We start from the raw sequence: 22,750 nt of genomic DNA, 5'->3' as shown, positions 1-22,750 counted from the left end.
TTTATCTCAAAATGTTTTTTTATGGCTGCCATTAAGGCATGTTATAAATTAACTAGCCTAAAAATAAAACAATTATGCACCTTACAAAACACCTCCTACTTTGCGTGAGCTTACTTACCACGCTTATTTTAAGCCCCTTAGCTAAAGCCGATGGCGTGCCTGCTATTTTATCGATGAAAGAACGCGCTGCGTTTATAGATAATATAACCGAGCTTAGGGTAAACACATTAATGCCCAGCTTAATGAAGCAACACAACATCGATATGTGGCTGCTTATTAGCCGCGAATACAACGAAGATCCCATATTAAAAACAATGCTGCCAGCAACCTGGTTATCGGCAAGGCGTACCACCATTTTGCTCTTTGCCTTAAATGAACAAGGCAATGTGGATGCTTACGCCATTGCGCCCTATAAAATAGGTAACGTATTTACAAAAGGCTGGGACAAAAAGGCGCAGCCAAACCAGTGGCAAGCACTGAACGATATTATTGAACGCTACAACCCAGATAACATTGCACTCAATACGTCTACCGATTGGGGTCATGCCGACGGCTTAGTGCTAGGCGATTACAATACCTTAATGGCCAACTTACCTAGCGCTTATAAAAATAAAATAATATCGGCCGAGCCGCTGGCAGTTGCCTGGTTAGAGCAGCGTATCCCCCAAGAAATAGACATGTATAAACACATTGTTGCTATTGCGCACGCTATTATTGCCGAGGGTTTTTCAAGCAAAGTAATAACGGTGGGCAAAACAACCAGCGACGATTTAGTGTGGTGGTTTAGAGAGCGCGTAAAAGAGCTAAAACTGCAAACATGGTTTCACCCAAGTATTGCAATACAACGCGCCGACAGCAAATCGTTCGACCACGAAGACAGCTTTACTAATGGTTACGCCGATAACGTTATTCAAGCGGGTGACTTACTGCATGTCGATTTTGGTATTACGTACTTACGCTTAAATACCGACACCCAACAACATGCTTATGTTTTAAAGCCTGGCGAAACCATTGCGCCCGCTTACCTTGTTGATGCGCTTAAAAAGGGCAATAAACTCCAAGACATTTTTACCGCTGAATTTAGCGAAGGTAAAACGGGTAATCAGGTATTAAAAGCCGCTCGCGAAAAAGCCATTGCCCAAGGTTTAAAACCCACTATTTATACGCACCCGCTTGGCTATCATGGTCATGCTGCGGGTACCACACTGGGTATGTGGGATTCACAACAGGGTGTATCCGGCGATGGCGACTACCCACTGCATTTAAATACCGCTTACTCTATTGAGCTTAACAATGCGGTGTTTATAAAACCATGGAATAAAGAAATACGCATAATGTTAGAAGAAGACGCTATTTTTGATAAAACCGGCGTGTGGTACTTAAACGGCCGACAAACCGAGTTGTTACTTGTTAAATAACCTAAACTCTGATGTAAGTGATTTATAGGTATATTTATTAACGCATACAAAAACGGCGCTCAATGAGCGCCGTTTTTATTTAACTAACGTGACTATTATTCTGTTTCTGGCAGGTTACGACCATAGAATATTTCTTGCATTTCACGGTTTAGCTTAGAGCGAATTTCTTCTTCTTCATCATCCGATAAATCAGTTGTAGAAAGACCAAACAAGTATGTGTTCAGGTCGGTTTCTTTTAACATCATTTTGGTATGGAACAGGTTTTCTTGATACACGTTTACGTCCATCATTTGGTACGCTTCTTTGGTATCGTCTGTCATGAAGTTTTGAATTGAGTTAATAGCGTGGTCAATATAATGCTTAACGCCGTTTACGTCGCGAGTAAAACCACGTACACGGTAGTCAATTGTTACCACGTCAGACTCTAAACTATGAATTAAGAAGTTTAATGCTTTAAGCGGCGAAATAATACCACACGTAGATACTTCAATATCAGCACGGAATGTACAAATACCATCATCAGGGTGAGCTTCTGGGTATGTGTGTACACAAATATGGCTTTTATCTAGGTGCGCAACCACTGAGTCAGGTAATGGGCCTGGTGCTTCGTCAGCATCGTAATTTTGCTGCTCTTCTACAGGCTCTTCCGAAACCAAAATAGTTACACTGGCGCCCTGTGGTTCATAATCTTGGCGTGCAACATTTAAAATATTGGCACCAATAATATCAACAACTTCACCTAAAATGTCGGTTAGTCTATCTGCACTGTACTGCTCATCGATATATTCAATATATTCTTTACGTTGTTGCTCGGTTTTTGCGTAGCAAATATCGTAAATACTAAAGCTTAAACTTTTGGTTAAATTGTTAAAGCCATGAAGTTTAAGTTTATCGAAGGGTTTGTTCATAATAAACCAACCTATAAATTAGTGAAATCTGCACCTGCAGAATGAAAAGTTCGCGGATTTTATACGAATTTTCCTTATGGAAAAAGCGTTATTTTACCTGTTCTTGCACAACTTCATGGCTATGAGTAATTTCTACTGTTTTATCAAGCATTAAAGCTACCGAGCAATACTTTTCAGCAGACAAAGAAACAGCGCGTGCAAGGTGCTTTTCAGACACATTTTTGCCTGTAACAACAAAATGTAAATTGATTTTAGTAAATACGCGAGGAGCAGTTTCGGCGCGTTCGGCACTTAATTGTACTTGAACGTCTGAAAAGTCTTGTTTGGCTTTTTTTAAAATACCCACAACATCAACCGATGAACAACAGCCAACCGACATCAATACCATTTCCATTGGGCTAGGTGCAGCACTGTCGCTACCGGTATCAAATACAACGTTGTGATTAGAATTAGAACGACCTACGAATGTGTCGCCATCAACCCATTTTACATTTGCTTGCATGTTTTTATCTCAAAAATATTTTTCTTGATTGTAAGCAAGTTGGCCGCAGTTGCAAACGAAATGCGATACGCGGCGCTATAAATTGGGGATTAATACTGCTGCGAAACAGCGCTGTCGAAGAGGTTTTTAATTAAGCTTGCAAATTCGTCAATAAACTCATGTTGTTCAACCGTAACAGGCTGTGACGTAATGCTGCTAAGCACTTCTTGTAAGTCGTAAACAATGCCATCAACCTCACGCACAATTAAGCTGCGTTGCTCTGTGTTAAGGTTTGTGTGCTGTTCACAAATTAGCATGACGTTTTCGGCAATAACATCTTCTATGAGTTCCATTACCGTTGGAGCGCCTGGTTTTATCACACCTGGCTTCTCAAACAATGCTAAATTTTGAGTTAGATACATGATTAAATCATCGTACCCTTGCCTATCTAAAACCATGATATTTACCACCTAATAATATTACTTACGCTGATTTAAGCAGAAAGCGCGGTTGATTGCTAGCTTTGTGATTTAAGCATACAAAAAAAGCAGCCGAAGCTGCTTTTATACTAATTAAGTATTATTAACTTAATCTATTTTTAAGCCTGGGCTTAATGTTGCTGGCATGGCTACTTTTTCAAGCTCTACTGAAGCTACAGGGTATGCACAGTAGTCAGCTGCGTAGTACGCGCTTGCTCTGTGATTGCCTGATGCGCCAATACCACCAAATGGTGCAGCGCTAGATGCACCCGTAATTGGGCGGTTCCAGTTAACAATACCGGCACGAATACGACGTAAAAAGTGGTCGTAATCGGCTTCATTATCGCTAAGTAAACCAGCAGATAAACCAAAGCTTGTGTCGTTTGCTTTATCAATTGCGCTGTCAAAGTCGTCAAAGCGGAACACTTTTAAAAGTGGGCCAAAATGCTCTTCGTCTGGGAAGTCGCCAATTGCTGAACACTCAATAATACCTGGTGTTACAAAGCCTGTATTTGCTGTGTGCTCTAGTTCTACAAGCACCTTACCGCCAAGCTCAACAAGCTCGCTTTGTGCTTTAACCATACCTTCTGCTGCCGCTGATGAGATCATAGAGCCCATAAATGGCTGATCTTCATCGTCGTAGTTGCCTACTTTAATGGCTTTAGTTGCAGTAATTAGGCGCTCTAATATTGCATCGCCTTTACTACCTGTTGGTAAAAATAACTTACGAGCACAGGTACAACGCTGACCGCTTGAAATAAATGCTGATTGCACAATATCGTGTACAACGGCTTTAGTATCTTCAACGTCAGTAATAATAAGCGGATTATTACCGCCCATTTCGAGAGCTAAAATTTTACCCGGCTGGCCTGCAAACTGTTCATGTAAAATATGACCTGTGCGCGATGAGCCGGTAAAGAACAAGCCATCAATGCCTTTATGAGCAGCAAGGGCTTTGCCCGTTTCAACTTCACCTTGAACAAGGTTAATAACGCCTGCTGGTAAACCCGCTTTTTCCCACAATTTAAGGGTAAGCTCAGCCACTTTTGGTGTTAGTTCAGACGGTTTAAATACAACCGTATTACCCGCTAGTAGCGCTGGCACAATATGGCCGTTTGGTAAGTGGCCCGGAAAATTATACGGGCCAAATACTGCTACAACACCGTGTGGCTTGTGGCGAATCATCGCGCGGCCCAATGGCATTGCATTTTCAACATCGCCCGTGCGCTCTAAAAATGCTTTTTCTGAAATGGCAATTTTACCAACCATCGCACCCGCTTCAGTGCGTGTTTCCCATAATGGCTTACCTGTTTCTTGTGCAATAGTGATTGCAAGCTCTTCACTGTTTTCTTTTAATTGTGCTGCGAATGCTTTTACTATTTCTAAACGCTCAGTAAAGCTTTTATCAGCCCATGCGTAAAACGCTTCACGCGCAGCGCCAACAGCTGCATCAACTTGCTCTGCAGTGGCTGATGATGCTTGCCAAATAACATCGTTATTTGCTGGGTTTACTGAGTTAAATTCTGAGCCTTGGCCTTGTGACCATTGACCATTAATAAATTGTGCAGGATGAGCCATATACTTTCTCCTAAATTAAACTGGGGTTGCGCTAACAGTATCGCCCGTTTGTAATTGCAGGGCGTCGGCTACTTGTCGTGATAAAACAACGGTTTTAGCGCGTTCGTCGAAACTCATTGATGCAACGGTCGCTCTAAAGTTTTCGAGCTTGTCGTTTGCTAATAACACCATGGTGTCGCCCGTTTGCTCTCCAATTTCAACAATAAAGTCGTGTGAGTTACGTACTGTAGCAATATTATCTACTTTTGCTTCAACTGTTGGACCTGCGTCAAAAATATCAACGTAGCCGTTAAACGTGAAGCCTTCGCTTTTTAATAATTCAATCGCCGGGCGAGTATTGTTGTGAACTTGACCGATTACCGCTTGCGCATCTTTACTCAATAAATTGACGTAAATTGGGTATTTAGGCATCAGTTCAGCAATAAATACTTTTTGGCCAATACCCGTTAAGTAATCTGCTGTTGGGAAGTCCATTGAGAAAAAGTGTTCTTCTAACCACTTCCAAAACGGGCTATTGCCGTTTTCATCAGACACACCGCGCATTTCTGCAATAACGGTTTCTGCAAAGCGTGCTTGGTGTTGTTTAATAAACATAAAGCGTGCTTTAGACAGCAGTTTGCCGTTACAGTTTTTGCGATAGCCGTCTTTCAAAAACAAGGTGCACAGCTCTGTTGCGCCAGTGTAGTCGTTACATAGCGTTAAAATATCAACCGCTTTGTAAACATCTAGTGTGCGCGAAGAGTGAATCACTTTACTTAAATGGTAATGATAAAACGCATCATCTAGGCCCACAGCGGCTTCTATAGCCGAGGTACCTACTACTTCACCTGTTTCGCTATCTTCAAGAACAAACAAGTAGCCTTCGTCACCGGGTTGTGACGTGTGTTTAGCAAATGAGCTTACTGAATGGTCAATCTTCTTTTGTAATAGCTCTTCGTTTAAAGGCAAAGATGTAAAACCATGGCCCGATTCGTGGGCGATTGTCAGTAATGCTGAATAATCATTTTGCTGGATTGGGCGAAGGATCATCATGAGTCCGCTTGCTCCCTTATAAATAACGGTAAATAAAATTCGTAGGGCAAACAATGCTTGCCCTCGGTAGATTGGCTAAAACAGCTTATGCGTTTACTACGCTTGCAACTGCTTTTTCAAAACGTGCCATACCTTCGCGAATATCCGCTTCTGGGATAACAAGAGACGGTGTAAAACGAACAACGTCAGCACCTGCCACTAATGACATTAGACCTTGTTCAGTACCGGCTACTAAAAATTCTTTAGCACGGCCTTTGTATTGCTCATTCACAACAGCACCAATTAACAAACCTTTACCGCGAATTTCGCTAAATACGTTGTATTTTTCGTTTACCGCTGCAAGGAGTTCGTTAAATAAAGCTGCTTTTTCTTTTACACCAGCAAGTACGTCGGGTGTGTTAACAGTATCAAATGCGGCTTCGGCAACAGCACACGCAAGCGGGTTACCGCCGTAAGTAGAACCATGAGTACCTACTTTTAGATGCTGTGCAATATCTGTTGTAGTCAACATTGCGCCAATTGGGAAACCGCCACCTAATGCTTTTGCTGAAGTTAAAATATCAGGTACTACATTTAAACCTTGGTATGCGTACAAGTCACCTGTACGGCCAACACCTGTTTGCACTTCATCAAAAATAAGTAGCGCATTGTGTTTAGTACATAAATCGCGAACTTGCTGAGCAAACTCGTCAGTTGGTGAAACAATACCGCCCTCACCTTGCAGTGGTTCCATCATTACGGCACATGTTTGGTCGCTAATTAGCGCTTCAAACGCGGCTAGATCGTTGTAATCACAATGTACGATGTCACCCGGCTTAGGACCAAAACCATCTGAGTATGCCGCTTGGCCACCAACAGTTACAGTAAAGAATGTACGACCGTGGAAACCTTTGTTAAATGCAATAATTTGTGATTTTTCTGGGCCAAACTTATCAAGTGCAAAACGACGCGCTAATTTAAGTGCGGCTTCGTTTGCTTCTGCGCCAGAGTTAGCAAAGTAAACTTTTTCACCAAAAGTGGCATCAACCATTTTTTTAGCGAGGCGAAGCGCCGGCTCATTAGTCATAACATTTGATAAATGCCAAATTTTTTCGCCCTGTTCTTTTAATGCACCTACTAAAGCAGGGTGACAGTGGCCAAGACAGTTAACAGCAATACCACCAGCAAAGTCGATAAACTCTTTGCCTTGTTGATCCCATACGCGAGAGCCTTCGCCTCGAACAGGAATTACGCTTGAAGGTGCGTAGTTAGGAACCATTACGTGATCAAATAATTCGCGATTGACTGTCATTTTATTTCCTCTTAATTGTGATCTACACAAAGCATAAATAAGTGTTTGATTAAAAATATTAACCAAGCTTTTGAGTACGTTCAGGTGTCTGTTGGGTACAAAAAATTGCTTTGTGGTTCAATTTTCAGACGCCCATTATTTCAGAATTAGTGGTAGCTGTCTCGTTAAAAACTTTCATGTAACCCTTGAAAATAAAGGGCTTAAGATATTATTTCATAGATAGTGAATAACTATTTGCATACCGAAACACATTTATTTTTTATCAACTAACCGCATCAGTAGTGACTTGCATAGGCTTTTACCACTAAATAACTTTACGGATGAATCAGTAGGAATGAATGAATAGTCGTAAAAAAATTAACAAAAAATTTAATTTTTTAGTCAATTTGAATAGCAAGATTGGTAAAATTGCTTGTTTGAAGGGTTTTTAGTTCCGTTTTAGTGAACTGAAAATACGAAAACCACGCTGCGGTTTCGTCGGGCTCAATTAGTTGGTGTTCTTTTAAAATTAAGTACTGGGAGTAACACCGCGCTTTTAAAATGACCTGCGTTAACGGTAAGGCACTATCGCCTTTATTTACGCCATTTTGTAACTGTTCCATCACGCCTTTAAATGGCAAATATTTAAAGGCCATTTTGTCGATGACTCGCGCACTGACCTGAATTGACTTATTGCACAGCAGTGTAGTTAAAAATAAAGGGTCGGGCTTTAGCTCTAATAATGCTGTGTGGAGGTCTTTTTGGTTTTCTTGACGTGCTATTTGTACTTTTCGTTGCCAAACCTGCTCAAAGGTTTTTAAGTACAAACGTACTAACGTAATACGCCCTACATCTAATAACATACCCAAGGTAAATGCGTGTATCTCATTTACGTCGTTTATTTCTGCAATTTTTTGCGCGGCAATGGCGTTGGCCATTGCGCTGTCTCTGAGCCTACGTTTTAGTAACGAAAAAGGCTCGGTACTATGGGGCATCCAATGGCGAACTGCAAATGTGGGAATCACTAACTGTAAGTTATCAAGCCCTATGTAACGCAGAGCAAGTGCGGGGCTGTCTACTTTTACCGCGGTATTTTTTTTACTACGCTGGTTTCGGTAATACGGGAGGTTAACCAACGTGACCAATTCGCGCCCTAGCCAGCTTAAATCGTTTACTAACGGCTCTAAACGGCCAACTGAGGCCGACTTTACAGCTAATATATCTAAAATAGTGGCAACGCTGTCTTCAATCCCTATTGTTGTTTGAATCACTGCGTCCATATCTTCGAGCTGTTTAAATATAGCTGTTTCAATTACTTTATGAAGCTGTTCGCTGGCTTGTGCACGGTACTTATGATGAGCGGTACTTGTTTGCTTACGCTTTTGTTGCGCTGACACTTCAACCTGCAACAAGGTACGCTGCTTCATAGGCTCGCCGTAATCAATATCTAAGGTATGAATAAACCCAATTTGCTGATGCGCAAAACTATGACCCAACAGCAAATCGTGTGCCCGTTGATCAAGTATTTTTGCTGTACGCTGTTGTTGTGCAAGTTCAGTCATAATGCTCGTTAAATAGTAATTATTGAATACGTTCAGTGTTATTAGACTAGAAGCGAGTTAAAAAGTTATCAAGCAGCGTTAATCCCTGCTCGGTTAAAATAGCTTCCGGGTGAAACTGCACCCCTTCAATTGCTAACTCTTTGTGTTGCATGCCCATTATTTCGTCAAACTCACCTTGCGGTGTTTGTGTCCACGCTGTTATTTCAAGTTCGTTGGGCAACGACTGCGCTTTAACCACCAGCGAGTGGTAACGACAAACCGTTAACGGATTAGCTAATCCTTTAAAAACACCTTTATTGGTGTGTGTTATGGGAGATGTTTTACCATGCATTACTTTTTTAGCGCGCACTACATCCCCGCCTAACGCTTGAGCAATCGTTTGATGTCCCAAGCAAATCCCTAATATAGGAAATTGGCCTTTTAGGTGTTCAACTACACTTAACGATATACCAGCTTCATTCGGTGAGCAAGGACCCGGAGAGATAACTATATGCTCCGGATTAAGTTGTTTAATTTGCGCAATGCTCAACTCGTCATTACGTTTTACTAATACGTCTTGATCCAATCGCTGAAAGTACTGCACTAAGTTATAGGTAAACGAATCGTAATTATCGATCATCAAAAGCATGTAATTAAGTACTCAATAAAGATAGTTATCGGGAGTATTTAGGCGTGTTGCATTCTAACCCAAGCCGTTATGAGTGTCAGTGATTTGCAGCTAGATAAATAGTAATTCCCTCTTTAGCATGACGTAACACTTACTTACCCTATTAAATTTTTGATGCGAGTGGTTGAATTCCCCTTATTTAAACCCAAGCTCATTAAGTGACAGCTTATTTTGTGTAAGCTTATTTTTTACTAAGGAGCGACTATGTTAGGCGAAGACCATTCATTAACAAACGACTTTCCTGAGCACATAAACACGATAAATACGTTGAACAAAAGTGATGCTGACTTTGCAGAAAAAGCCGAGCAGTACAATAAACTAGATAAAGAAATAAGAATATTAGAATTGGACGGTGCGCCTATTAGCGATGAGCAAATGCACCAGCTAAAACACGACCGTTCTGAATTAAAAGATTGGTTGTATCAGCGTTTAATGAGCGCACAATAAATATAAAATTCCAAAAACAAAAAAGAGTTCGCCATTTTAAAGTGGTGAACTCTTTGTTTGTCTTCAATGAAACTTTATACGGTGTATAACTAGGTAATACACTCTATAACCAACGCTCAAATTGCGTTAGCTATATTGCTAGCTGTAATAATTTTAAATCGAGTGCATCTATTAGCTGTTGATTTTTAGCGTCATTCAATGCATCTGCATGAGGGGCTGAAAAGCACTCAGCGTCATTATCAAAGTAAAGCCCTGTTGAATTACTAAACTCATCGCTTAGTGCAGCGCGGCAAAATATATCGGCACCTAACTTTAAATCGCCGCCATTAAGGCCGTATGCGTCTTTAACCATTTTGCTGCCTAGTAGTGACTTAGGGTTAACCGATACCACCAATGGACCATTACCCTTAAGTTTTAAACCCATATGACGCGACCACATTGTAATTGCCAATTTGCTTTGTGCGTATGCTGCGTTATCTGACAAAAAGCTTTGCCCAATCAGTGCATCTAGGTTGACTGTTGCTTGCGCCGCTGACGACACATTAACAATTCGCCCTTGGGTATCAAAAAGCGGTAATAGTAAAGTTGTTAATAAATAAGGCGCTAATGTGTTTACTGCAAATCGTGCATCAAGACCATCTGCAGTTTCAGGGTTGTCGAGCTTAAACACACCTGCATTATTAATAAGTACATCTAGGTGTTTATGGTCGGCTGTAATTTGTTTAGCCAGATTATGCACTTGCGCCATTTCACTCAAATCGGCCACGTAAGTTTGTGTGCTTGCTTGCGGATAATCGTTACTGAGTAAAGTGTGTACTTTATTGAGCTTTTGCGCATTACGCCCGTGAAGAAGAACGGTATGACCTTGCGCTAGCAGCATTTTAGCCGTTTCAAACCCAATGCCATCTGTTGCACCTGTGATTAAAATTTTTTTGTTCATACCTAGCTCCATGTTATGTAATACAGCGCTTACACATTTAACGAATTACGATTGTGAAATAATAGCATTGCCACCTTTGAATGATAATTAGACCGTTGTTGAATCAGTTTATAGAAAATATTAATAAAGTGACGACGATAGCAGTGAATGTTTTTTAATCATTTATTTGAATTTTGAACAATTCATAACTATTGTTTTTAAACTTCCTTAATAGTAGTATTTATCATATAAATATATTTTCGAGAAAACACATGAAAGTTTTAGTGACTGGCGGCATGGGTTACATAGGTAGCCACACATGTATTGCATTACATGAAGCAGGCATTACACCTGTAATTTACGATAACTTATCTAATGCGAGCCCTCGTGTACTTGATCAACTCGAAAAAATTACAGGTACACGTTTTGAATTTATTTTAGGTGATATTCAAGACGAGCAGCAGTTTAAGCTTGCGCTTAAGCAAACTCATGCTGAGGCTGTATTTCATTTTGCAGCATTAAAAGCGGTAGGTGAATCGACCGAGCAACCACTACGTTACTACCAAAACAATGTATCGGGCACATTAAGCATGCTACAAAACATGCAAGATGAAGGTGTTAATCATATAATTTTCAGCTCATCGGCCACTGTTTATGGCGAGCCAGACTACCTGCCTATTGATGAAAAGCACCCAATACGCGCAACCAATCCTTATGGTTGGACTAAAGTCATGGTAGAACAAGCCATGCAAGATGTATGTAATGCCAACAGCAACTTTATGGGCATAGCACTGCGTTACTTTAACCCAGTAGGCGCACACCCAAGTGGTTTATTGGGCGAAAGCCCAAATGGTATTCCAAATAATTTAATGCCATTTATTGCTCAAACTGCGGTAGGTAAACGTGAGGTCGTTAATATTTTTGGTGACGACTACGATACCGAAGATGGTACTGGCGTGCGCGATTACATTCACGTTTTAGATTTAGCTAAAGGCCATGTAGCGGCATTTATGCAACATAAATCAGACACCGCCTTTCATGCATACAACTTAGGCACAGGCCAAGGTTATTCAGTGCTTGATATGATCAACGCATTTAGCGCATCAGCAGGTAAAGCTATTCCGTATAAAAGTGCACCGCGCCGAGCAGGTGATATTGCCTGCAATTACGCTGATGCCACAAAAGCGCAAACTACCCTTAACTGGAACGCAGAACTAACATTGAGCGACATGACCACCGATACATGGCGCTGGCAAACTAATTACCCAAGTGGGTTGGAGAGTTAATATGGCTTTATTAGAAAGTACTCACAGACGTAAAAACCCGCTAACGGGGCGCTGGGTATTAGTTTCACCGCATCGTAATAACCGCCCATGGTTAGGCGCAACCGAAGCCGTTAACGAAACAGTATTGCCAAAGCATGACGAAAGCTGCCCGCTTTGCCCAAGCAATACACGAGCAAATGGCGACAGCAACCCAGATTACAAATACACCCATGTTTTTAAAAATGACTTTGGCGCACTAACGCCCAATGCCAGCGAACAATCACAAAGCGTAGAGTCAGATAGCGATTTATTTATTGCTGATGAAGCAAGCGGCGAATGCCGCGTAATTTGTTTTTCGCCAGAACATAACAAAACATTACCAGAGCTTGAGCACGATGCCCTGCATGCCGTAGTAAAAACGTGGAAAGACAACTATACCGAGCTTGCACAGCAATACGAGTGTGTTCAGGTATTTGAAAACAAAGGCGAGATCATGGGGTGCTCGCAGCCCCATCCGCATGGCCAAGTATGGGCGCATTCGCACCTATCTACTGAAATAGAAGCCGAAGATACTCAGCAGCGTGCTTATTTTGATAAACACGGCACTGCTATGCTTGCCGACTATGTAAAAAAAGAACAAGTCGATAAAACCCGTGTCGTATTTGAGAATGAACACTGGCTTGTTGTGGTGCCTTTTTGGGCGGCATGGCCTTTTGAAACACTGCTTGTAACTAAAGACAACATTCAAAGCTTTAGTCAGCTTAGTGATGTACAAACCGATTCACTCGCTCAGGCATTAAAAGTATTAACCACTAAATACGACAACGTATTTAACTGCAGCTTCCCGTATTCTATGGGGTGGCATAATGCACCAGCAAATCGTGGCTCTGATGAGCAACACTGGCGCTTACATGCACATTTTTATCCGCCACTACTTCGCTCTGCCACCGTTAAAAAACATATGGTTGGCTACGAAATGTTAGGCGAAAGTCAGCGCGATTTAAGCGCAGAAACAGCCGCGTCTATTTTAAAAGCAGCAAGCACCACACACTATAAAAATACAGCAGGACACACAGATGAAGCTTAATGAATTTCAACACCACTTTTTATCACTGTACGGTGCCCCTGCTCAGGGTATTGCAGCTGCACCAGGACGTGTAAACCTAATCGGTGAGTTTACTGACTACAACGACGGCTTTGTATTTCCATGCTCATTAGAGTTTCGTACCCAAGTGATGTTTAAAGAGCGCGACGATAATACGATTACCGTGCAGTCACTCAATTACCCAGGCGAGCAAGACAGCTTTAACGTTGACGAACCGATTAGCGAAGGTCAATCGCAATGGGGAAATTATATTCGCGCCGTTGCATTCGTATTAAAACGCGCAGGCCACACCTTACGCGGTGCTGATTTACTTATTGATAGTAACTTACCGCAAGGTAGTGGTTTATCATCATCGGCAGCATTAGAAGTGGCTGTGGGTGGTATGTTCAACCATATTGCACAGCTTGGTTTAAGCGAAGAAAAAATTGCACTACTAGGCCAAGAAGCTGAAAACGACTTTATGCATTGCCAGTGTGGCATTATGGATCAGCTCATTTCGGCAAAAGGCGAAAACGGCCACGCATTACTAATAGATTGCGAAAATTTGGCAACTAAGTCTGTGAAAGTGCCTGATGACTTGAATATTGTTATTGTAAACTCTAACTACCCACGTAAATTAGTAGACAGCGAATACAATCAACGCCGTATTGATTGCGAACAAGCTGCTGAAAAAATGGGAGTTAAAACACTTCGCCAAGCAACTATGGCTAAGCTAGATGCTGTTAAAGCACAACTTAGCAATAACGAATACAAACGTGCGCACCATGTAATTAGCGAAAACGACCGCGTTATCGCCGCAACTACAGCATTGCAAGCCAATGATATGGAGCAACTTCGTGAATTGATGGCTGCATCGCACCAATCACTTAAACACGACTTTGAAGTAACGGTACCCGCAACGGATGGCTTAGTAGAAATTTGTAAAGAAGCCATGGGTGAGCGCGGCGCAGTGCGCATGACCGGTGGTGGTTTTGGGGGAGCAATAGTGTGTTTATGCCGCGATGCAGAAGTACCGCTAATTAAAGCCGCCGTTGAAAAACATTACTTTGAACGCTTTAACTTATACGCAGATATTTATGTGTGCTCAGCAGGTTCAGGGTTACAAATAACGTCTTTTTAAAAGTAGGTATTAATATGGCAAAGGTTAACTGGGGTATTATTGGGTGTGGCAATATTGCTCACACCTTTGCTAAAAGCATTGCGCATTGCGCTGATGCTCAGCTTATTGGCGCAGCCTCAACTAGTGAGCAGCGCGCAAACGAGTTTGCCACACATTATTCAATTAAAGGCTATGAGAGCTACCAAGCCCTTATGCAATGCCCAAACATTGATGCTATTTACATTGCAAACACTCACGACCAACACTTTCAAAGCATCGCCCAATGCTTGATGCATAATAAGCACGTACTAAGTGAAAAACCTATTACCGTTAATGCACAGCAATTAAAAAACTTAACCGCACTGGCCGAGCAAAAAAATTGTTTTTTAATGGAAGGAGTGTGGATGCGCTTTTTACCCGCCATTATAAAATTAGAGCAGCTACTAAGCGAAGCAGTTATTGGCAAAGTACATACCGTGCAGGCCAACTTTAGTTTACCCGGCACCTTTGCCAACACCCACCGCTTAATGAACCCAAATACAGCCGGTGGCGCTTTGCTTGATTTAGGGATTTACCCGCTATCGATTGCTGATGTGGTTTTTAATAAATCCCCTGAAAAAATCAGCTCATTTGTGCATAAGACAGATACAGGTGTAGATGCGCGAAATATTACCATGCTCGATTATGGTAATGGACAGTTCGCACAACTTAGCAGCGCACTTGAGCAAAACGGTCCAACCGAAGCATGTATTACCGGTGAACATGGCTTTATACGCATACCTTGGTTTGTAGGTGCAAAAGGTCTTGAGCTTCATATTAATGGGCAAGCTATTCAACATTTTGACTACCCATTTAGTGATGATGAAAACTTTAAATTTGAAATTGATCACGTTACTGAGTGCATACTAAATAAACAAATACAAAGCTCTGTATTACCACTGAGTACAAGCTTACGGGTTATGACGATGATGGATAGCCTAAGAGCCCAATGGCAGATTGAATATAGCGCGACTGTCGAATCTCATGACATAAATTAATAAAAATACACGCAACAAGGATACACAATGACAACGACACACCGTTTAAAAACGCTTTCAAAAGCAATGTTATTAGCCACGGCCAGTTTAACTACCGGTGCGGTATTTGCCGAATCAAATAAGCCTGAGCAACTTTATCCGCCAATAACCAGCGAAGTGCTCCCTGAATTAGCAACTAAAGGCACCTATAAAGTAGGTGTAAAAACCCTAGACTTAGTTAATCCAGCGCAGTTTGATCCCACAACGCAAAGCCAAAAAGATCGCCCTTTAAAAGTTGAAGTGTGGTATCCAGCAGATAGTAAAGCAAACAAACCACTAACCAGCTACACAGACATAACTCGCTCAGGCAAACAATTTACCTTACAGGCCGATGCACAGCGTGATGTTGATATAAGTAACGCCGATAACTACCCAGTTGTAGTACTTTCGCACGGTTATACCGGCTACCGCACAATTATGTACTACCTTGGCGAGCACTTAGCCTCGCATGGCTACATAGTTGTTGCACTTGATCACACAGACTCCACAAACGCCCATGTAGATTTTAAAAACGCGCCCTTTGCGGGCTTTTTTAGCACCTTGATTAATCGCTCACGCGATCAGCAATTTGTGATTAATTACTTTAACGAGCAAAGCAACTTTGCAAGCGAGCAAGTGGATCAAACTAGCGCAGGTGTTATTGGCTACTCTATGGGTGGATTTGGTGCGGTTAATACAATTGGTGGTTGTTATGCCTTTAACGAGCAAACTACAGCCATGTTTACGGGAATGACTGACCCTGCTCAAATTAAACAAGTACAGCAACTACTTAATAGCTGTGCAGGCGGGCAATATCAAAACCCGCAAGTAGACCCTCGTATAAAAACAATGGTGGCTATCGCACCTTGGGGTGGACAGCATAACTTATTTGACGCTAAAGCAATGAAAAACATTAAAGTGCCTTCACTTTATATTGCAGGTGACTTAGATGATATTTCTGGTTTTGAAGGCATTAAAAATCTTTACAACCAAACTGGCAGTGCCGACAAGTACATGCTTACTTATAAAAATGCCCGCCATAATATTGCACCGCACCCAGCCCCTGCGATTGCCCAAAGCAGTAGTGAATTAGATTTAGGTCATTACTACGAGCCATCGTGGTCATTGCGCACCATTAACGAAATAAATAAACACTTTGTACTTGCCATGATGGATTGCCATGTGAAAGACATAAGCAGCCAGTGTAAGTACTTAGATTTACCTCAAAATGGCGACCAAGCCATTGTTGATGGTAAGCCACTACCACAATGGTATGGCTTTGATAACCGCTTCTCTTCAGGTATGGATTGGCAACAAAGTAAACCTCGTAGTAAGTAATACTTAATTTAAGCGGCTATAAAACTTGATAGCCGCCTTCGCCTTAAAACCAGACTGAAATAAAAACCTTTTATATAAATGAGTTAACACACAATATAAAAATGTTTGTTTTTTAATCGGCTATTTTAAGAAAAAACCATTGCCATTAACCTTCGTTAAAGGCAATCTAGTCATATATAAGATAAGATAAATAACATAAATATCATGTCAAAATACATACTCTCAATTGATCAAGGAACCACAAGCTCTCGGGCCATCTTGTTTACAAAAGATGCAGACGTTTTTGGGTCAGCACAACAAGAATTTTCACAGCATTTTCCAAAAAATGGTTGGGTTGAACATGACCCAAACGATATTTGGCAAACCGTGCTTAACACAAGCCGTGAAGTGTTATCTAAAAACGACGTAAAGCCTGATGAAATTATTGCTATTGGTATCACCAACCAACGTGAAACGACCTTGGTATGGAACAAAAAAACCGGTAAGCCAGTGTATAACGCCATTGTTTGGCAAGACCGCCGTACCAGTGATTATTGCGAAAGCCTAAGCACTGACGAACTTTGCCAAACTATTAGCGACAAAACAGGCTTATTGCTCGACCCTTATTTTTCTGCCACTAAAGTACGCTGGATTTTAGACAACGTAGAGGGCGCACGTGCACAAGCCGATGCTGGCGAACTGGCCTTTGGTACCGTTGATACTTATTTATTATGGCACCTAACAGGTGGACAAGAGCATCGCACCGATGCCACTAATGCCTCGCGCACCATGTTATTTAATATTCATACACAGCAATGGGATCAAGAGTTACTCGACTTATTTGATATTCCTGAATCTATGCTCCCTCAAGTGATGGACTCAGCAGACGAGTTTGGCTCAACCAGCGAAGATATTTTTGGCGCGCCAATACGCGTATGTGGTATTGCAGGCGATCAGCAAGCTGCGCTTGTTGGTCATGCTTGCTTTGAACAAGGTATGGCTAAAAGCACCTATGGTACGGGCTGTTTTTTAATGTTAAATACGGGCGAAAAAGCCCTTACATCTGAGAACCGCTTACTGACTACGGTTGCTTATAGATTAAATGGCAAACCCACTTACGCCATTGAAGGCAGCATTTTTATGGCGGGTGCCACTATGCAGTGGATTGTTGAAGGCTTAAAACTGTTGAGTCATGCAGGCGAAAGTGAATCGCTAGTGAAAGATGTACCACTTGATCATGGGGTATTTTTAGTGCCTTCGTTTACAGGTTTAGGCGCACCCTATTGGGACCCTAACGCACGTGGTGCAATTTTAGGCTTAACCCGCGACTCTGGCATCAGCACTATTGTTGCCGCAGCTTTGCAATCGGTGGGTTATCAAACCAAAGATTTACAAAAAGCAATGGAACGTGATGGACTTCGCCCAAGTGTACTACGCGTAGATGGCGGTATGGTTAAAAATAACTGGGTACTGACCTTTTTATCTAACATTTTAGGTGCAACCGTAGAGCGCCCAACAGTCACCGAAACCACCTCGTTAGGCGTTGCTTATTTAGCCGGCTTGCAAGCAGGTATTTACGAGTCAACTGAGCAACTCGCTAAAATGTGGACCTGTGACCGTCGTTTTGAGCCAACAATGAGTGCTGATGAACGTAATGATTTATACGCAAAATGGCAGCACTGTGTAGCGCAAGTTAGGCTATCTAGCGACGATTGCCAACAACAATAATGTATGCAGCCGCTAATGAAATTTAGCGGCTTCTAAACCAGCTCAAACGCTATTTAAAAGCGCGTTTTACGCAGTTTGATTTTAAAAAAATCAGGCTAAAAAATTTAAAATCAAAAAGCACGGTTAGCTATTGTCAAACACTAACGGTCGCTTCATGATGGCATATGTCTTATTTATATTACAAATAAAAAGGTTAGCTCACAGTGGAATTAGCAGATAACGAATACGACCTACTCGTCGTCGGTGGTGGTGTAAACGGCACTGGAATAGCAGCTGATGCAGCTGGCAGAGGTTTAAAAGTACTTTTGTGCGAACAATCGGACCTTGCTTGTGCGACATCGTCAAATAGTTCTAAGTTAATCCACGGTGGTTTACGTTACCTTGAGCATTATGAATTTAGATTAGTAAAAGAAGCTTTAGCTGAACGAGAAGTGCTGCTTAAAAATGCCCCTCATATTATGTGGCCACTTACTTTTAGATTACCGCATCAGTCGCATTTACGCCCTGCATGGATGATCCGCATTGGCTTGTTTATGTACGACAACCTAGCCAAGCGCGAAACACTGGCCGGTTCTCGAGGTATAAAATTTGGCGAAAATAGCGTGCTAGAGCCGTCTATTGTAAAAGGTTTTGAATACTCAGATGGATGGGTTGATGACTCTCGTTTAGTTATTTTAAATGCCCTTTCTGCACAAGAAAAAGGCGCTACCATTGCTACACAAACCAAATGTGTAAACGCTAAACGTGAGCAAAATAAATGGCAGGTAACGCTTGAGCAACAAAATACTAAAAGTAAATACACTGTATCGGCTAAAGGCATTGTTAATGCAGCAGGTCCGTGGGTTGCAAAATTATTTGATGAAGCGCTAATTGAAAAATCACCACAAAATATTCGCCTTGTAAAAGGCAGCCATATTGTAGTGCCTCGTATTCACAACGAGAAAGAAGCCTATATTTTACAAAATAAAGATCAAAGAATTGTATTTGTTATTCCATTTGAAGATGACTATTCGTTAGTTGGCACCACCGATGTAGAGCATAACGGCGCAGCACAAGATGTTAAAATTAGTGATGAAGAAATCGATTACTTAATCGATATTACTAACAGCTACTTTAAAAATCACATTAAACGCGAAGACATAGTTCATACTTTTTCGGGTGTACGCCCGCTATTAGATGACGAATCTATTAATGCGCAAGCCGTAACACGTGACTACAAGCTAGAGCTTTCAAGTGAGGGTAAACACACTCCATTATTAAGCGTATTTGGTGGGAAAATTACCACTTACCGCAAACTGGCAGAAGCCGCTGTTGATAAGTTAGAAGACTTTTATCCGCAAATGGGTAAAGCATGGACTAAACACAGCGCATTACCTGGTGGCGACTTTAATAATGTTGAAGCACTGACTCAAGAGCTTAAATCTTTATACAACTGGCTACCAGAAGTGACGTTGAAGCGTTTTGTGCGTACGTATGGCACACGTACAAAAATTATTTTAGGTAATGCCACACAACTCAGTGATTTAGGACATGACTTTGGCCATGGCTTATTTGCTGCTGAAGTTGATTACCTACTAAAACAAGAGTGGGCTGGTAATGCTTACAACATTTTATGGCGTCGCAGTAAACTGGGTTTACGTTTAAGCGATGAGCAGATTACAGTTTTAAATAATTATATTGAAACACGCTGATTAATAAGCTGTTTCATTATCACTATTTCCCGTTTTCCCCTTTATAGTTAACAAGCTATAAAGGGGTTTTTATTATTAACTATTCAGCCGACTGGTATAAATAGTTAAACCCACTAAGCGTTGCCGATTTAATATCAAACTCACTACACTGTACCCCTATTTTTGTAAGCGCCTTGGTAAAACAGGTGTTAAGTTGCTTAGTACCAATAACCACAACCTGTGTGTTGCTAAGTAGTTGCCATTCACTTGCATAACGTGCTGCGCGTACATCACTGCCTATTAGTACGCCCGATAGGTATGCTTTAGCTTGAACTGGGGTTAGTTCTTTGGACAATTGGCGTGTTCTTACACTAAAAATGCCATGCGCTAAGTTACCGCTATCACTGCCCAAAGTTAAATCGCAGCCTTGTTCAAACGCTTGCCAATCAAATTCACCTTCAGCGCAATCATCAGGAATTAATACGCTTTGATGACATAACAGGTCGTATAACTCACCGGTCATAGCGGTTTTAAAACATATTATTTTACCATTGTTAATTAGTACCCACTTGGTATGCGTACCAGGTAAACACAATAAAATTTTGCCCGTTTGATACTGCTCGTTTTGTTTTAAAAAACCCAGTATTTGTAATTCTTCACCACGCATAACATCTATTAACGTGTTTTGTAACGTGCATTTTGTGCCTGGTAAAGCATTAATGGTGTGCCCTTCACATTCAAAGCTAACAGCAGCATCAAGCAAACCTTCAGGGTTAATTGGGCACTCTAGATAAGGGGTTTCATGCCAACCAATCGTTGACGTAATTTGGCCTGCAATATAAATAGGTAGTACACCATATTGCGCTGTCCAAGGTGTAATTGCGTGAATGAGTGTTTGTTGAAAGTGTTGATTTACTTTTACAACACCTAGACCGTCACATTGATCAATTAACGTTAACTCACTGCCCTCACCTACTTTACACAAGTAAGCACGTAAATGACTTGTGCCCCAGTCAACGGCTATAAACAAAGTTGAAGTAGTCAAACTTTAAAGTCTCCCACCGTCAATTTTAATGCCTTGCCCGGTGATCATACTGCTTTCATCGGCGGCTAAAAAAAGCGCTAAATTAGCGACGTCGTCTGGCGTTACTAATTTTTTAAGCGCCATAGCTTCCATCCATTTTACTTGCTCTTCTTCGGTGAACCAGCTTGCTAATTGACGCTCGGTTGCAACCCAGCCTGGTAATATGGCATTAACGCGAATACCAAACTCACCATAGTCACGAGCGAGTGCTTTGGTCATACCTATTAAACCCGCTTTGGCGGTTACATAACCTGCCATTTGCGGTTGGCCCATAATGGCATTGATAGAGCTAAAATTAATAATACTGCCAGCACCTTCTTGCTGCATAAACGACATAGCCACTTGAGAGGCAAAAAAAGCAGGATTTAAATTAATTTGTAAACACTGGTCCCAATCTTTAACCGTCACGTCTTCACTGGCTTGACGACGGTCGTTTGCCACATTATTTACAAGCACATTTACGCTACCAAGGGCAGCACACGCATCAACCAGTGACTTTTGCAAAGCGTTCGAATCAGTGACATCAACTTGCCTGTACCATAAATTAGCATCGGGTAAATCGCTAATGAGTGCTTGCGCTGCTTCATCATCTATATCAATAAATGCTACTTTGGCTTGCTGTTTAACAAACGACTCAACCATGGCCCTGCCAATGCCTGACGCACCACCAGTGATAAAAATAACCTTGCCAGAAAGACTGTGATATTGAGCTTGAGTGTTCAAAATTAAATTTCCTTGCAGCATGTTTTCAGTTCAACTTAAACCCTTTAAAAACGATTACTTAGAGAAAAAGAGCCAAACCAAGTTGTTATTGCTGTGTTAAAATAATTAGCGATTTAAAAGTTTATACCATATCCTTACGTACATTAATATGATATATGATATATAATTAAGCAATAATGAACTCGGAAATTCGCACGATGAAAACTCAACCTCGCCAAAATTTAACTCACCAACTAACCCATGATTTAGGGTTTGCAATAGTGCGGGGCGTGTATCCTGTAAGCGAAGGGTTACCATCGGAAGCTGATTTATGCGTTAAGTACGATGTAAGCCGCAGTGCAACGCGCGAGGCAGTAAAAATGCTCTCTGCTAAAGGGCTTATCTCATCGCGCCCAAAGCAAGGTATTCGTGTATTACCAGAAAGCAGTTGGAATATGTTTGATACCGACGTGCTTCGTTGGATTTTAAGCAGCAAACCGTCACTATCATTATTAAAAGAATTTACCCAAGTACGTGTTGCACTTGAACCACAAGCAGCCGCGTTAGCCGCAATAAGCGCTACGCCAGAGCAGCTTGCAGAAATTGATAACGCACTTGCGCGCATGGCTGATGCCGATGAAGGGTTAGACGATCCGTTAGAAGCCGACATCGCCTTCCATACCAGCATTTTAGTAGCCAGTAACAACCGATTTTTTGTACAGCTGACTGAATTTATTAGTACGGCTCTCAGAGTAAGTATTCGTTACACTAACCATATTAAAGGTGTACCAGGCGCTGACGTAACTAAACACGCTGATATTTTAGACACAATTAAATCTGGGAATCCCGAGCGCGCTAAAAAAGCAGTCGAAACAATTCTAGAAGAAGCGCTAGAGCTCATCGAATCTAAACTCGATTGATGACTAAAAAAATACCATTAAAAAAGGGAGCTACTTAGCTCCCT

21 protein-coding genes are annotated in these 22,750 nt (G+C 41.5%); 10 read left to right on the top strand and 11 right to left on the bottom strand.

Annotation, left to right across the window (positions count from 1 at the left end; translation table 11 throughout):
* Positions 1-74: 74 nt before the first annotated feature.
* Positions 75-1,418, top strand: a complete 1,344-nt coding sequence (locus P20480_RS15220) for a M24 family metallopeptidase (RefSeq protein ID WP_033024970.1) — start codon at positions 75-77, stop codon at positions 1,416-1,418.
* 95 nt (positions 1,419-1,513) lie between these two features.
* Here the strand turns inward: P20480_RS15220 and speD are convergent, their stop codons facing one another.
* The 8 genes from speD to P20480_RS15260 form a co-directional block, all read right to left on the bottom strand.
* Positions 1,514-2,326: an adenosylmethionine decarboxylase gene (gene speD, locus P20480_RS15225; RefSeq protein ID WP_006791283.1), complete on the bottom strand. Its 813-nt coding sequence runs from the start codon at positions 2,324-2,326 to the stop codon at positions 1,514-1,516.
* Between the two features lie 88 nt (positions 2,327-2,414).
* Positions 2,415-2,828: an OsmC family protein gene (locus P20480_RS15230; protein WP_006791284.1), complete on the bottom strand. Its 414-nt coding sequence runs from the start codon at positions 2,826-2,828 to the stop codon at positions 2,415-2,417.
* Between the two features lie 89 nt (positions 2,829-2,917).
* On the bottom strand, positions 2,918-3,265 hold the full coding sequence (locus tag P20480_RS15235) for a DUF3802 family protein (protein ID WP_006791285.1): 348 nt from the start codon (positions 3,263-3,265) through the stop codon (positions 2,918-2,920).
* Between the two features lie 129 nt (positions 3,266-3,394).
* A complete protein-coding gene (gene astD, locus P20480_RS15240) occupies positions 3,395-4,864 on the bottom strand; it encodes a succinylglutamate-semialdehyde dehydrogenase (RefSeq protein ID WP_008127079.1) in 1,470 nt (489 codons plus the stop codon).
* Between the two features lie 15 nt (positions 4,865-4,879).
* A complete protein-coding gene (astA, locus tag P20480_RS15245; protein ID WP_008127077.1) occupies positions 4,880-5,896 on the bottom strand; it encodes an arginine N-succinyltransferase in 1,017 nt (338 codons plus the stop codon).
* 85 nt (positions 5,897-5,981) lie between these two features.
* Complete coding sequence (locus P20480_RS15250; protein ID WP_006791288.1) at positions 5,982-7,187, bottom strand: aspartate aminotransferase family protein; 1,206 nt, start codon at positions 7,185-7,187, stop codon at positions 5,982-5,984.
* Positions 7,188-7,564: 377 nt separating this feature from the next.
* The gene (locus tag P20480_RS15255; RefSeq protein WP_008127075.1) at positions 7,565-8,728 is read right to left on the bottom strand and encodes an HDOD domain-containing protein; all 1,164 of its coding nucleotides are present in this window, start codon (positions 8,726-8,728) and stop codon (positions 7,565-7,567) included.
* 46 nt (positions 8,729-8,774) lie between these two features.
* The gene (locus P20480_RS15260) at positions 8,775-9,356 is read right to left on the bottom strand and encodes an anthranilate synthase component II (RefSeq protein WP_010557686.1); all 582 of its coding nucleotides are present in this window, start codon (positions 9,354-9,356) and stop codon (positions 8,775-8,777) included.
* Positions 9,357-9,599: 243 nt separating this feature from the next.
* Here P20480_RS15260 and P20480_RS15265 point away from each other — a divergent pair, with 243 nt between their 5' ends.
* Positions 9,600-9,842 (top strand): HP1242/YdcH family protein, encoded by a 243-nt coding sequence (locus P20480_RS15265; protein ID WP_008127072.1) that lies wholly within the window; start codon positions 9,600-9,602, stop codon positions 9,840-9,842.
* Positions 9,843-9,972: 130 nt separating this feature from the next.
* Here P20480_RS15265 and P20480_RS15270 read toward each other — a convergent pair whose 3' ends face one another.
* Positions 9,973-10,782: an SDR family NAD(P)-dependent oxidoreductase gene (locus P20480_RS15270; RefSeq protein ID WP_008127070.1), complete on the bottom strand. Its 810-nt coding sequence runs from the start codon at positions 10,780-10,782 to the stop codon at positions 9,973-9,975.
* A 251-nt stretch (positions 10,783-11,033) separates the two neighbouring features.
* Here P20480_RS15270 and galE point away from each other — a divergent pair, with 251 nt between their 5' ends.
* From galE to glpD, 7 genes are all read left to right on the top strand, one after another.
* A complete protein-coding gene (gene galE / locus P20480_RS15275; protein ID WP_008127068.1) occupies positions 11,034-12,047 on the top strand; it encodes a UDP-glucose 4-epimerase GalE in 1,014 nt (337 codons plus the stop codon).
* 1 nt (position 12,048) lies between these two features.
* A complete protein-coding gene (locus tag P20480_RS15280; protein ID WP_008127066.1) occupies positions 12,049-13,113 on the top strand; it encodes a UDP-glucose--hexose-1-phosphate uridylyltransferase in 1,065 nt (354 codons plus the stop codon).
* Positions 13,103-14,251 carry a galactokinase gene (gene galK, locus P20480_RS15285; RefSeq protein ID WP_006791295.1) on the top strand — a complete coding sequence of 383 codons (1,149 nt, stop codon included), beginning with the start codon at positions 13,103-13,105 and terminating at the stop codon, positions 14,249-14,251. Before P20480_RS15280 ends, galK begins: the two co-directional genes overlap by 11 nt.
* 14 nt (positions 14,252-14,265) lie before the next feature.
* A complete protein-coding gene (locus tag P20480_RS15290; RefSeq protein ID WP_008127064.1) occupies positions 14,266-15,267 on the top strand; it encodes a Gfo/Idh/MocA family protein in 1,002 nt (333 codons plus the stop codon).
* 27 nt (positions 15,268-15,294) lie between these two features.
* Positions 15,295-16,623 carry an alpha/beta hydrolase family protein gene (locus P20480_RS15295; protein WP_008127062.1) on the top strand — a complete coding sequence of 443 codons (1,329 nt, stop codon included), beginning with the start codon at positions 15,295-15,297 and terminating at the stop codon, positions 16,621-16,623.
* A 204-nt stretch (positions 16,624-16,827) separates the two neighbouring features.
* Positions 16,828-18,330: a glycerol kinase GlpK gene (glpK, locus tag P20480_RS15300; RefSeq protein ID WP_033024968.1), complete on the top strand. Its 1,503-nt coding sequence runs from the start codon at positions 16,828-16,830 to the stop codon at positions 18,328-18,330.
* Positions 18,331-18,533: 203 nt separating this feature from the next.
* Positions 18,534-20,021 (top strand): glycerol-3-phosphate dehydrogenase, encoded by a 1,488-nt coding sequence (glpD, locus tag P20480_RS15305; RefSeq protein ID WP_008127058.1) that lies wholly within the window; start codon positions 18,534-18,536, stop codon positions 20,019-20,021.
* A gap of 79 nt (positions 20,022-20,100) precedes the next feature.
* Here the strand turns inward: glpD and P20480_RS15310 are convergent, their stop codons facing one another.
* Positions 20,101-21,045 carry a 2-dehydro-3-deoxygalactonokinase gene (locus P20480_RS15310; RefSeq protein WP_008127056.1) on the bottom strand — a complete coding sequence of 315 codons (945 nt, stop codon included), beginning with the start codon at positions 21,043-21,045 and terminating at the stop codon, positions 20,101-20,103.
* Between the two features lie 3 nt (positions 21,046-21,048).
* Positions 21,049-21,807, bottom strand: coding sequence for an SDR family NAD(P)-dependent oxidoreductase (locus P20480_RS15315; RefSeq protein ID WP_008127054.1), 759 nt, complete (start codon positions 21,805-21,807; stop codon positions 21,049-21,051).
* A gap of 197 nt (positions 21,808-22,004) precedes the next feature.
* Here P20480_RS15315 and P20480_RS15320 point away from each other — a divergent pair, with 197 nt between their 5' ends.
* Positions 22,005-22,706 (top strand): FadR/GntR family transcriptional regulator, encoded by a 702-nt coding sequence (locus P20480_RS15320; RefSeq protein WP_006791302.1) that lies wholly within the window; start codon positions 22,005-22,007, stop codon positions 22,704-22,706.
* The last annotated feature ends 44 nt before the right edge of the window (positions 22,707-22,750 follow it).

Origin of the sequence: Pseudoalteromonas sp. BSi20480 (assembly GCF_000241365.1) — a bacterium.
Taxonomy (GTDB): domain Bacteria; phylum Pseudomonadota; class Gammaproteobacteria; order Enterobacterales; family Alteromonadaceae; genus Pseudoalteromonas; species Pseudoalteromonas marina.
The sequence above is the reverse complement of the archived record's forward strand: the minus strand, read 5'-3'. Positions and strand labels throughout refer to the sequence as shown.